Here is a 12,405-nt window from a genome sequence, read left to right as displayed (position 1 = left end):
GGATACCCAATTAAAAGTGAAAACAATCATTCATTCACTAGTAATGTTACCATATTGAAGTGGATAAAGGACATTCAATTTTTACCTATGATTAACGTAAATTAGCCGTTTCCTTTAATGCTTGTAACAAATTAGACAATTCATAAAAGCGTTCTTCATCTCCCTGGTCGAGGGCTTCATCAATTTGTGCGAGTAATTTTTCTTCTTGGAATACGAGTAAGCTATTGGAAAGCAGCTCTTCTGCCAGTAAACGATCTTTTTCACTGACTAGCAGTGTTTCTGGCATATAAGGGTTTTCTTCGAGAACTGCTAAGTATTGTGCACTTGGTGGTATATTTGGAAAATTCAATTGTATATACATATCTTCTTGTTCATGTAAGCGTAAATCATGGAAAGACTTCTCAGCATCTGCTGTCATCACATTGCCTTTGTAGAAACGAAAAGGTACACCTGTTGAGTCTACTGTCGACATCACCATCGCTCTAGGACAATAGTGAGCTTCTTCCACAAATCGGATTCTTTTTAGTAAGTCATCATTGCTTAATAAATAATTTAAAATCCATACACACTCACGACGTTTCAATTGATAATTTTTTAAAAACCATCGAACAAATGCTTTTTTATCAACAACTGATACAGAAGCAGTCATACCCACTCCCTCCTTTACTCAAATTCTAAGGCTTCTAACTTCTCTTGCCACTCTGGTTCACCCGGTTGAATGTTGATTAATTGTCCAAGAACCTCTTTTGCCTCTGAACGTTTTCCTTCCTCTAATAAGAAGTAAACATATTTTTCTAAAAATGTTGCGTCTTCCTTAAAATCATTATATGCCAAACGGTAAAATTCGTATGCACGGTCGTACAATTCTAAATTTTCATATGCCTCTGCTGCAAATGGATATAATGTGCTCCATTCAAAATCATTTTGCTGTAGCGTTTCAAATAATTCGATAACATCCTCATGACGCTCCTGTTGTCCCAACACAGAAATAAGGGCTAATACCGCCTCCATGTACTCAGGATCCAACGCTATAGCTTCTCGCAGATGTTGCTCCGCTTCTTCTGGCAAACCATTTTTCAACGCCATTTTACCAGCAAATAAATACAATGATTTATCATATTCATCGCGTTTTAGCCCCTCTTGAATGGCCCCATAAGCTTTTTTATTATCCTCTGTCATAGCATAGCTTTCCGCAAGCAATAAATAAGCTGAGAAGTAATCCGGATCTAATTCTTTCAATTCCTCTAGTTGTTTAATAGCCATCTCGTACTTTTGTGATTGGAAAGCGGAATAAGCCGCTCCAAATAAAATATCTGGCTTTACCTCATCCTCAAGGGCCTTGACATAATAATCAAAAGCCGTTTCATAGGCAGCCCCTGCACGATACACCTCTGCCAATCGTTCAACAAGTTGAATACCTGCAAATTCATTTTGCTGCTCATATAAGTCTTCGTACAACCTTGCAGCTTCTAAAAAACGACCTGTTTCAAATAAAAGTTCTGCTTTAGCAAAATGTAATAACGGCTCGTCAGGTAAAATCGCTAATGCTTCATTTATACGTTTTTCTGCAACCTCAAATAACCCCTGCATTTGATAATAATCGGCTAGAACTAATAAGGCTTGCGGATATTCTGGTGATGCTTCTTCGATTTCTAATAGTAAATCCAATGCTTCATCTTCATCACCAAGCTCCATTAATACATTTGCACGATCTATTTTTAACTGTGCCTCTTCTGGGAATAAAAATTGTAAATGCTCCAGCACACGGTCAGCTTCTTTCATGTACCCATACTGCATAAAAATCTCAGCGAGTGCATAAATCTCCTCAGGTAGCTCCTTCGTTAAAAATGATTCTAGTAGCTGATCTATTAATGCTAAGTCCCCTTGTTCAAGTGCTTGCATCATTTCAGTCATCGCATTGTTCACAGTCATTCACCTATTCTTTCATTGATACCTTTATGCTACAAAACATTTACCATTGAAACAAGAAAAAACTCCCCAAAAGCTGGAGAGTCTATCTTGAATTGTTATTTCACTGCCTCAATATGTTCAAAGAACGATGGGTAGGATACAGCAATGCATTGTGCATCATCTAATGTTACGGCTCCATCCGAAATTAGAGCTGCAACAGCCCCCATCATCCCAATTCGATGATCGCCGTATGTGCGAAGACTTGCACCTTTTAATGGTGTTGGTCCATTAATGATCATTCCATCTTCTGTTGCTTCTATTTGTGCACCTAGCTTTTTCAATTCAGTTACAACCGCCGTGATGCGATCCGTTTCCTTCACTTTTAGCTCCTCAGCATCTTTAATGATTGTTTGACCATGTGCTTGCGTAGCGAGTAAGGCAAGGATCGGAATTTCATCAATTAAACGAGGAATAATGTCCCCCTCAATTGTTGTACCTGTTAAAGTAGATGTGGCCATTTGAATGGTTGCTGTAGGTTCAGCTTGATTATCCTCATTCGGTGTCACGGTCATTGTTGCGCCCATTTTTTCAAGTACCTCGACAATGCCATCACGCGTTGGGTTAATACCAACATTATTTAATGTTACGTGACTATGCTCACAAATGGCTCCTGCCACTAAGAAGAAGGCTGCCGAGGAAATATCCCCTGGAACAGCAACATGTGTCCCGCTGAGAGACTGTCCGCCTTCAATGGAGACAACGCCATTGTCTACTTCTACCTGTGCACCAAATTGTCGCAGCATTCGCTCTGTGTGATCTCTTGAAACTTCCATTTCTCTAACAATCGTTGTTCCTTCAGCACGCAAGCCTGCTAGTAAAATAGCAGATTTCACTTGTGCACTTGCTACAGGCATCTTGTAATCGATGGCCTGTAGTTTTGTACCTTGTATAGCAAGGGGTGTGTACTGCCCGTCAGCACGCCCTGTAATATGAGCACCCATTTGACGCAGTGGGTCTATCACACGTCGCATTGGTCGTTTGCCGATAGATGCATCCCCCGTCATCACGGAATGAACCGAAGAACCAGCTAAAATACCCAACATTAAGCGTGTTGTTGTGCCAGAGTTACCCGTATACAACACGTCTGTTGGCTCCTGCCAGCCATCCATGCCAGGACTATGAATCGTTACATTAGTTCCTTCGACCTCAATTTGAACGCCAAGCTTCTGGAAGCAATCGATTGTACTTAAACAATCTTCCCCTAGTAAAAAGCCCTCTACTGTCGTTGTCCCGCTAGCAATGGCTCCAAACATGACAGAACGATGGGATACAGATTTATCGCCTGGAATGGTTAAAGTGCCCTGTAAAAAAGGCTTATTGTATTGCAAAATTTTTTCACTCATAAACTTTCTTCCCTTCAATATGAAGATAGAAAGCGCCGAAATACCGACGCTTTCTTATGCTATGAAATATACGTTTCGAAATTTGCTCGTTGTTGGATACATGCCGCAGCACGTTCGCGATCATTTTCGCTTTGGAAGCTAATAACGAGAATACCGAAAACATCTTCACGTGATTCAACGATTCGTAGATTCGTAATACTGATCGCTTCATCCGCTAACAAGCCCGTCACTTCTGAAATAACGCCTGGATAGTCAGGAACATCAACATATAAGTCAAATGGCGTATACATGGCCCCTGCACTAATCGGCAATTCATCTCTCAGCTCTTTGGCAACAGAAAAATAGTCTTCAATAGCCTGTGAAGAACCATCCGTCAGCAGTTCCTTAATGCGAGTCATTTCTTTTTCCCAGCCTTCTAACTGAGTAAGTAGCTCCTCACGATTTTGTAGCGTAATATCTCGCCATAAAACGGGGTTCGAGGAAGCAATTCGTGTAACATCACGAAAACCGCCTGCTGCAAGCGAGCGTGTCATCGGGTATTCTCCATTTTCCTCACCTAATTGATGGACCAATGAGGCTGCGATAACATGTGGAAAATGACTCACCACAGCTGTCATATGGTCATGTTCACTCGCAGATACACTGACTACTTTTGCATGTGTAAATTTTAGCAAACTTTCAAGCTTAGCCATATGAACGATTTCTTCTCCAGCAAGCGGCGTCAGCATATAATACGCATTTTCAAAAAGATGCGCCTTTGCAGCCAACACACCACTTTTATGAGAACCTGCCATTGGATGTCCACCAATGAATGTAATGCCAAGCTCACGTAATTCGCTGGCCTTTTGCATAATTAATTTTTTTGTACTCCCAGTATCTGTTATAATGACTTTATTTTTTAATGGCCATGATTTTAATTGCTCCATCCACACAAGTGTTGCATTAACAGGTGTACCAAAGATAATGATATCGACATCTGCCGCAACAGCCTGCGGATCTGTAACAATCTCATGCACAATATTTAATGTTTTTGCATGCTCACGTGTTTGTGTATCCATATCATAGCCAATAATTTTTGTTTCGGGTGCTTTTTGCAAAGCAAGGGCAATCGAACCGCCGATTAAGCCTAGCCCAATAACGAGTACTTTGCGTGTCATGCAAATACTCCTTGCTGTGTTAATACTTCGTCAAGCTGGCTAAGTAATGCTGCATTTTGTGCCTCTGTACCAATTGTGACACGGATAAACCCTTGTAATCCTAGAGCATTGCCACTGCGGACAATAAAGCCTCTTTTCATCAGCTCTTGGAAGACAACATCACTATCAGCTTGAGTATCAAAGAAAATAAAGTTCGTATCAGATGGGAAGTATTTTAAATTATGCTTTTCACAGAATTCTACATATTGCTTTTTGCCGTTTTCATTGGCTTCACGACATGCTTCAATGTAAGCTTGATCGCTGAGTGCAATAGCTGCCACAGCTTGACTTAAGATTGTATTATTAAATGGTGCGCGAACAGGATCAAGCTTAGCAATAACGCCAGCTTGCCCAATCGCATAGCCAACACGGAATGAAGCTAGTCCATAGGCTTTAGAAAATGTACGTAATAGAAGTACATTCGGATATTCATCAATGATTGGTAACGTATCCTTATGGCCAGGATGTGTTACATATTCAATGTAAGCTTCATCCAACACGACAAGGACATCGCTTGGTACTTTTGCAAGAAAAGCACGTAATGCCGTATCAGGTATGACAACTCCTGTAGGATTATTTGGACTACATACCCAAACAATCGATGTTTGGTCATCAATTGCAGCTGCCATGCTATCTAAATCGTGGGCACCTTCAACACAAGGAATTTTTCGTACCTCAGCACCTTCAATTTCAGCGTTGTGCCAGTATTGAGAGAAGGAAGGATCCGCCATAATCGTATTTACTCCTGGATACAACAGTGCACGCGTAATAATAGCAATAATGTCATCAGAGCCGTTGCCAAAAAGAAGCTGTGTTTCCTTGACACCTAGATGATCCGCAACAGCTGTACGTAAATTTTGTGCATAGCCATCTGGATAAAGGGCATGATTCACTGCATTATTTTGTAAATAAGCTGTTACCTTAGGTGAGCACCCAAACGGATTTTCATTCGATGCCAATTTAATGACTTCCTTTAAGCCGTATTCACGTTGTACTTCTTCAATTGGTTTCCCTGGCTTATATGCTTGCATACCGTCCAATTGTTGTTTCCACTTCATCTAAAACATCTCCTCTACTTATTTAGCCTGCGCCAAATCTGGTCTTAATTTCACTGCATCGTTGAGATACAAGTGCTTTACATCTTTTTGGGCTACCTCTACGTTCGCATGAATTAATACACGAATACATAAAGGTAAAGCGTTCGGCACATCCATTTCATGTGTACACATAACAGGGACATATTGCCAGCCGTCCATCAAGCGTACTGCACGGGCAGGAAATGCAGAGGTAATATCTGGCGTTGTAGAAATAAGGATTGATGCAATATCATCGATCTCCACATGATTTGCTGCCACAACCTCACGCACTAATCTTGCTGTCTCATCCCATACAAGCTCTGGCCTGTCCGATTCAATTGTTATTGCTCCTCTAAGTCCACGAATCATACAAGCACCTCCGCTAATAACTGTCTATATTCGGCATCTACTTCTTTGCATTCTTCTAAATCAATGGCTCTCACAAAAGGTTTACCTATTTCCTCCAAAAGAACGAACTGTAAAATGCCGTATTCCACTTTTTTATCTTTCATTAAATAACTAGTTAACTGTTCAAATGAATAATCATTCACAGGCTCAAATGGATAGCCATTTTTCACTGCGAACTGTAAAAATGACTTGGTGAAAGCTCGCTCCAGCTTTCCATAACGCTCGCTTAACAATAGGCTATAGACCAACCCCATCATTACGGCTTCTCCATGTGCTACTTTGCCATAACCAGCTGCTGCCTCAATGGCATGTCCATATGTATGGCCTAAGTTTAAAAATTTCCGAACGGACTGCTCTGTTTCATCCTCAGCCACGATTTGAGCTTTCACTTCAATTCCTTTTTTCAGCTGCTTGGCCAGTTCATTTTGATTAAAATGAATCACTGAATCAGCTGTCATTAATTCCTCTAACCAAATAGAATCAGAAATCATCGCATGTTTAATTAACTCTGCTGTTCCTGAACGCACTTCACGTTCGGATAAGCTTTCGGTAAGAGCCGTATCGTAAATAACACCTTCAGGCTGATAAAATGCACCAATCATATTCTTTCCTAACGGATGATTAATAGCTGTTTTACCACCAACTGCAGAATCATGGGCTAAAATGGTCGTTGGAATTTGAATAAAAGGAATTCCACGCATATAGGTTGCCGCAACGAAGCCTGTTAAATCGCCGACAGCTCCACCCCCAAAAGCAAAAACAAATGATTTCCGTGAGCATTTTTGTTCCAATAAAAATGTTTGAGCAGCATTGTATTGTTCAAAGGTTTTACAGGCTTCACCACCAGGTAAAATAAAAACCTCAAAATCATATGGGAAATTTGCCTTGAAATAATCTCCCTGTGCAGCCCAAACATTGCTATCTGTAAATACGATCAGCTTATCTGCTTTTTGAAGTTTATCTGCAAATGCTTGAACAGCTTCAGTTAGAAATTGATGACCGAGAACAACTTCATACTGATGCGATTTTGTTGCAACTGGTACACGCATAAATCAGAACCCCTTTGTATATTGACGATGCTCGTCAATTTGAGCTTGTAATTGAGGTAGTTGATCACTATGAAATTGCTCCAAAATAGCATTCGCTATTTCCCAGGCAATAACATGTTCTGCAACTACAGATGCTGCGGGTACTGCACAGCTATCAGAGCGCTCAACGCTTGCTTTAAATGGCTCTTTTGTTTCGATATCCACACTTTGTAATGGTTTGTATAATGTAGGAATTGGTTTCATGACACCACGTACGACAATCGGCATTCCTGTTGACATACCGCCCTCTAAGCCACCGAGTCGATTCGTTGCTCGTGTGTAGCCCTCTTCTTCAGACCAAATAATTTCATCATGCACTTCTGAGCCTTTACGTCGTGCCATTTCAAAACCTAGACCAAATTCTACACCTTTGAATGCATTGATAGATAGCATGGCTGCTGCTAGTTTCGCATCAAGCTTACGATCATAATGCACATAAGAGCCGACACCTGCTGGCATACCTTCGACAATGACTTCTACAACACCACCGATAGAATCTCCAGCTTTTTTCGCCTCATCAATAGCCTCTACCATTTTGGCAGACGCTACAGGGTCAGCACAGTAACAAGGATCTGCTTCGACAATAGCACGAATTTCTTCTGTTGTTTTTCCTTCTAGTACAGATGTATCTGCCTTAATTCCTACGATTTCAGTCACATGTGCAACAATGGAAATGCCTAATTCATTGAGTAAAGCTTTTGCCACAGAGCCGACTGCTACACGCACAGTTGTTTCACGTGCAGAAGAACGCTCTAATACATTGCGTAAATCACGGTGACCATATTTCATGCCCCCAACTAAATCCGCATGACCTGGACGAGGTCGTGAAATTTGACGCTTAATATCTTCAGGATTAATATCATTTGCTAATGGCTCAGCACCCATAATTTTAGTCCAGTGCTTCCAGTCATCATTTGTTACAACTAGTGCGACAGGAGAGCCAAGTGTTTGACCATGTCGAACACCAGCAACAATCTCTACTGTATCTGTTTCGATTTGCATGCGGCGCCCCCGTCCATGACCTCCTTGGCGTCGTTTTAAATCATGATTAATTTTTTCTGCTGTAATGGGTAAGAGTGACGGTAAACCCTCAATAATTGTCGTTAATTGAGGTCCGTGTGACTCTCCTGCTGTTAAGTAACGCATAAACACTTTCTCCCTTCAACTCGCTAAAGTATGTATTTTTCACTATAACATATATTCTTTAAAAAAACAGTCCTTTTACAAATGTCTTTTCAGTACATCCCATTTCCATCGTTCTAAATGCGAATATTCTGAACGACGTCTATAAAGGAAATCGGTGTACTACTGAAATATGGCGTGCTGAATTGTATCCATTACGCTACAGCATAATTGCCGCTGACGTTTCGCCTTCGATACAACATGCATTTGACAAAGTACTCATTGCACTACTAAAGTGAAGTGCTAAATTTTATAAAAAATACGCCTTTGCTTATGATAAGCGAAAAGCGTATGAAATATCTATGTTTAATGCTTGCTTACTATATGTACAAGACTATTTTGGTCATTTGTACAAAGCTTTTCATCCATATTATTAGCTATTTTTCCGATAGAAGAACGTGTCCTCTACATCAAATTCATAACGTGCTGGATTAAAAATTTGCTCTGTTGAGCCAACAAATAAAATACCATCTTTGCGCAGGGCTTTACTAAAATTATTATAAATTTGATCTTTTGCATCTTCTGTGAAATAGATCATGACATTGCGACAAACAATTAAATCATAATGGCTGTCGTAGGAATCATTCAGTAAATTATGTTTCTTAAAGGTTACACAACGCTTAATTTCATCCTTCACTCGATAGTAGGAGCCCTCTTGTTCAAAATACTTTGCTTTAATGTCACTTGGCACCTCTGCTAAAGAACGTTCAGGATAAACACCTAATTTCGCTTTTTGTATGACATTCTCATCTAAATCAGTAGCAATAATTTGAATTTGAGATAAAGGCACCAATTGAGATAATACCATTACTAAAGAATATGGCTCTTCTCCTGTTGAACAAGCAGCACTCCAAATTTTTAAACGCTTATTTGTTTGTAATAGCTTCGGCAAGATTTTCTTTTGTAATACTTCCCAACGCTTTCCATTGCGATAAAATTCAGAAACATTAATCGTCATACGATCTAAAAATTCATTCATTAAATCACGATCTTGTTCAAGTGCCTTTAGAAAGTCTACAAAATTACGATAGCCCTTTTTCTCATAAAGAGAGGTTAATCGTCTTTTCATTTGCGCTTCTTTATATAACGCTAAATCTATTCCTGTTTTGCGCTTAATACCTTCTATAAATTGTTCATAATCAGACATATGGTCATCTTCCCCTCTAGCGTCGTATTTCCATTATAGCGGAAAAGTCCCAATCCTGAAATAGTCTTTCTTGGGTAAGCCAATCTACTTGCTTGCATTTTGTTTTTCTTCTAATAGTAACACTTTCGACTGTTCTAATTCTAGGCGCATTTTTTCTGTTTCTATCGTATACGTTTCCAATCTAAGCTTTTCTAACTCTACTTCTTTCTCAACAGCCTTCAGTTTAATTTTTTGTTGTCTTGTGCGAGCGTCTGTAAAAATCCCAGCTAATGAAATAATGACGCCTCCAATAATCGCTACAATGGCAATTGACAATCCATCCACATCCTTTCGTTACTAAGATTATACGGCAAAATGGAAAAAATAGTTTCATTTTTCAGGAATTTATCTTCTTCCAATACAATATTTTTTGCATTAGTCAGTAGTTGTTCAGATGCACTGATATATAATAAATTTCGCACAAAAAATGAAGGTAGTTTTTCACTACCTTCATGCTAACCATTTTATTAAACTTGTACGCGATACGCCTTTAAATCTTCTCGTAATTTGGCCTTTAGGAATTTACCTACTGACGTTTTCGGTACCTCTTCAATGAAGACGATATCATCAGGAATCCACGTTTTATGGAATTGCTGCTGTAAACTCTCTAGTAGCTCTGCCTTGGTAATCGATTCTTTAAATTCAGGCTTCGCTACCACACAGGCTAATGGTCGCTCCAACCATTTTTCATGCGGAATAGCAATAACAGCAGCCTCAAATACTTTTGGATGGGACATCAATGCATTTTCAAGCTCTACAGAAGAAATCCATTCGCCACCACTCTTAATTAGATCCTTTGTACGATCGGTAATTTTTATATAGCCATCTGCTGTCATCACCGCGATGTCGCCTGTATAGAGCCAACCATCTTTAAAGGCTTCATCTGTGCGCTCATCATGATAGTACTCATTAGCAATCCACGGACCTCGAATCGTTAGTTCTCCCATCGTTTTGCCATCCCATGGCACTTCACCATGTTCATTGACTACCCGTGTTTCAATTAGAGGCATGGTCATACCTTGCGTAATTCGAACATGCATTTTCTCATCAGCTGTGTAGTCTTGCATATGGGTTAAATAGGTGGAGAGACTTACGAGCGGTGATGTCTCGGTCATACCATAGCCTGTCATGTAAGGGATATTGAGTTCTTGTTCAAAGCCTCGAATTAGGCCAATTGGTGAGGCAGATCCCCCACAAACAATTAATCGCATCGATGATAAATCACGCGGATTTTGACGTTGCTCCTGTAAAACCCCTAGCCATATCGTAGGTACTCCTGCCGTCAACGTTACTTTATATACGTCAAATAACTCAAGTAAAAGCTGTGGTGTAAACATCGGACCTGGTAAGACCTGTGTAGCACCAAATGCGACACTGGCAAAAGGTAATCCCCATGCATTAGCATGGAACATTGGGACAACTGGTAACACTACATCCGATTCACAAATAGCAATACTATCAGCAAGGCCAGCCGTTAAACTATGCAGAACGATGCTACGATGAGTATAAACAACTCCCTTGGGCATGCCTGTCGTTGCACTTGTATAGCACATGCCAGCAGGTGTATTTTCATCTAAATCTTCTGGGAATACGAAATGTTCATTGGCCTCAGCGAGCAAAGCCTCATAAGAAAGAGCATTTGGGATGGGGATAGATTCGACTGCAACAGCATCTCCCATAATGATAAAATGTTTTACCGTTTTCAGCTGTGACAAGATTGGTGCAATAAGTGGTACTAGATTATCATCAATTAGTAATATTTCATCCTCTGCATGATTGATGACATAAGCAATGTGCTCAGGTGCTAACCGAATATTAATCATATGCAGTACTGCTCCTGCACATGGGACTGCAAAATAGGCTTCCAAATGTCGATGGTGATTCCAAGCAAATGTGCCTACCTTCATACCTCGCTCCATTCCAAGCTTGGTAAGTGCATCCGCTAATCGGCGCGTTCGTTTGACATATTCTTTATACGTAAACTCATGAATAGTTGTCGCACTTGTTCTAGAATAAATTTTCTTCGAATGAAAAAATCGTTCTGCGCGATTCAAAAAACTTGTTAATAATAAAGGTGTGTCCATCATATGCATTATACCGCGTCCCTTCATACATCAAATTTTGAAACGACCAAGACTACTAGCTGCGACAAACCACTTCAAAAATTAAATATTGTTGTTGTTACTTAGGCTGCATACGGATCGCACCATCCAGACGAATGACCTCACCATTTAACAAACCATTATGGATAATACTTTCAACTAAAAGGGCATACTCCGAAGGTTTGCCAAGCCGCTTAGGGAATGGTGTCATTTGAGCAAGAGCTGTTCTTGCAGGCTCAGGTAACGAAGCAAACATCGGTGTTTCAATTAAACCTGGCGCGATGGTCATCACACGTACACCGATCTCCGCAAGTTCTCGTGCAATTGGCAATGTCATCGCTGCCACTCCACCCTTTGACGCACTATAAGCTGCTTGTCCAATTTGACCATCAAATGCAGCCACAGACGCAGTATTAATAATAACACCTCTCTGCCCATCCTCATTCGACTCATTGTGCTGCATTTTCTCCGCGACTAGACGGATGACATTAAATGTACCAATTAAATTAACAGTGATCACTTTTTCAAATAAAGCAAGGGCATGTACGCCTCGCTTCGAAATCACTTTACTCGCATCAGCAATGCCAGCACAATTCACCGCTACATTAATCTTGCCAAATGCTGCAATGGCCTGCTCAAGACCTGTTGCCACGTCCTCCTCCTTCGTAACATCCACTCGTGCATAGATGACATTTTGCCCTAATTCCTCTACTAGAGCTTGTCCACGTTCATCATTGACGTCAAAAACAACCGCTTTGCCACCTCGTTCAACAAGGTGACGGACAGTTGCCTCCCCTAAACCTGAAGCACCACCCGTTACTACCGCTACCACTTCATGATGTTTCATCAAACA

At 40.4% G+C, this 12,405-nt stretch carries 12 protein-coding genes; all 12 read right to left on the bottom strand.

Annotated elements, in window-relative coordinates; all coding sequences use genetic code 11:
• Window positions 1–91: 91 nt before the first annotated feature.
• Entirely contained in the window at window positions 92–649 is a 558-nt protein-coding gene (locus tag MHI04_RS07290; RefSeq protein ID WP_036123193.1) for a ReoY family proteolytic degradation factor, read from the bottom strand.
• A 14-nt stretch (window positions 650–663) separates the two neighbouring features.
• Window positions 664–1,932 carry a tetratricopeptide repeat protein gene (locus MHI04_RS07285; RefSeq protein ID WP_080717083.1) on the bottom strand — a complete coding sequence of 423 codons (1,269 nt, stop codon included), beginning with the start codon at window positions 1,930–1,932 and terminating at the stop codon, window positions 664–666.
• A gap of 95 nt (window positions 1,933–2,027) precedes the next feature.
• On the bottom strand, window positions 2,028–3,314 hold the full coding sequence (aroA, locus tag MHI04_RS07280) for a 3-phosphoshikimate 1-carboxyvinyltransferase (RefSeq protein ID WP_342535471.1): 1,287 nt from the start codon (window positions 3,312–3,314) through the stop codon (window positions 2,028–2,030).
• 59 nt (window positions 3,315–3,373) lie between these two features.
• The gene (locus MHI04_RS07275) at window positions 3,374–4,471 is read right to left on the bottom strand and encodes a prephenate dehydrogenase (protein ID WP_342535470.1); all 1,098 of its coding nucleotides are present in this window, start codon (window positions 4,469–4,471) and stop codon (window positions 3,374–3,376) included.
• Window positions 4,468–5,568, bottom strand: a complete 1,101-nt coding sequence (gene hisC / locus MHI04_RS07270) for a histidinol-phosphate transaminase (RefSeq protein ID WP_058844252.1) — start codon at window positions 5,566–5,568, stop codon at window positions 4,468–4,470. Before hisC ends, MHI04_RS07275 begins: the two co-directional genes overlap by 4 nt.
• Before the next feature lie 18 nt (window positions 5,569–5,586).
• Complete coding sequence (gene aroH / locus MHI04_RS07265; RefSeq protein WP_036123206.1) at window positions 5,587–5,955, bottom strand: chorismate mutase; 369 nt, start codon at window positions 5,953–5,955, stop codon at window positions 5,587–5,589.
• On the bottom strand, window positions 5,952–7,043 hold the full coding sequence (gene aroB / locus MHI04_RS07260) for a 3-dehydroquinate synthase (protein ID WP_342535469.1): 1,092 nt from the start codon (window positions 7,041–7,043) through the stop codon (window positions 5,952–5,954). The genes aroH and aroB overlap by 4 nt, the downstream gene beginning before the upstream one ends.
• A 3-nt stretch (window positions 7,044–7,046) precedes the next feature.
• Window positions 7,047–8,228 (bottom strand): chorismate synthase, encoded by a 1,182-nt coding sequence (gene aroC / locus MHI04_RS07255; protein ID WP_340810780.1) that lies wholly within the window; start codon window positions 8,226–8,228, stop codon window positions 7,047–7,049.
• A gap of 409 nt (window positions 8,229–8,637) precedes the next feature.
• Complete coding sequence (locus MHI04_RS07250) at window positions 8,638–9,411, bottom strand: protein-glutamate O-methyltransferase CheR (RefSeq protein WP_036123217.1); 774 nt, start codon at window positions 9,409–9,411, stop codon at window positions 8,638–8,640.
• A gap of 84 nt (window positions 9,412–9,495) precedes the next feature.
• A complete protein-coding gene (locus MHI04_RS07245; protein ID WP_016994411.1) occupies window positions 9,496–9,726 on the bottom strand; it encodes a hypothetical protein in 231 nt (76 codons plus the stop codon).
• Between the two features lie 191 nt (window positions 9,727–9,917).
• On the bottom strand, window positions 9,918–11,543 hold the full coding sequence (locus MHI04_RS07240; protein WP_036123224.1) for a long-chain fatty acid--CoA ligase: 1,626 nt from the start codon (window positions 11,541–11,543) through the stop codon (window positions 9,918–9,920).
• An 88-nt stretch (window positions 11,544–11,631) separates the two neighbouring features.
• Window positions 11,632–12,399, bottom strand: coding sequence for a 3-hydroxyacyl-CoA dehydrogenase (locus MHI04_RS07235; RefSeq protein ID WP_036123227.1), 768 nt, complete (start codon window positions 12,397–12,399; stop codon window positions 11,632–11,634).
• Window positions 12,400–12,405: the final 6 nt, after the last annotated feature.

This window comes from Lysinibacillus sp. FSL K6-1151, from assembly GCF_038630755.1.
In the GTDB taxonomy this organism is placed as follows: Bacteria; Bacillota; Bacilli; order Bacillales_A; family Planococcaceae; genus Lysinibacillus; species Lysinibacillus fusiformis_D.
The sequence above is the reverse complement of the archived record's forward strand: the minus strand, read 5'-3'. Positions and strand labels throughout refer to the sequence as shown.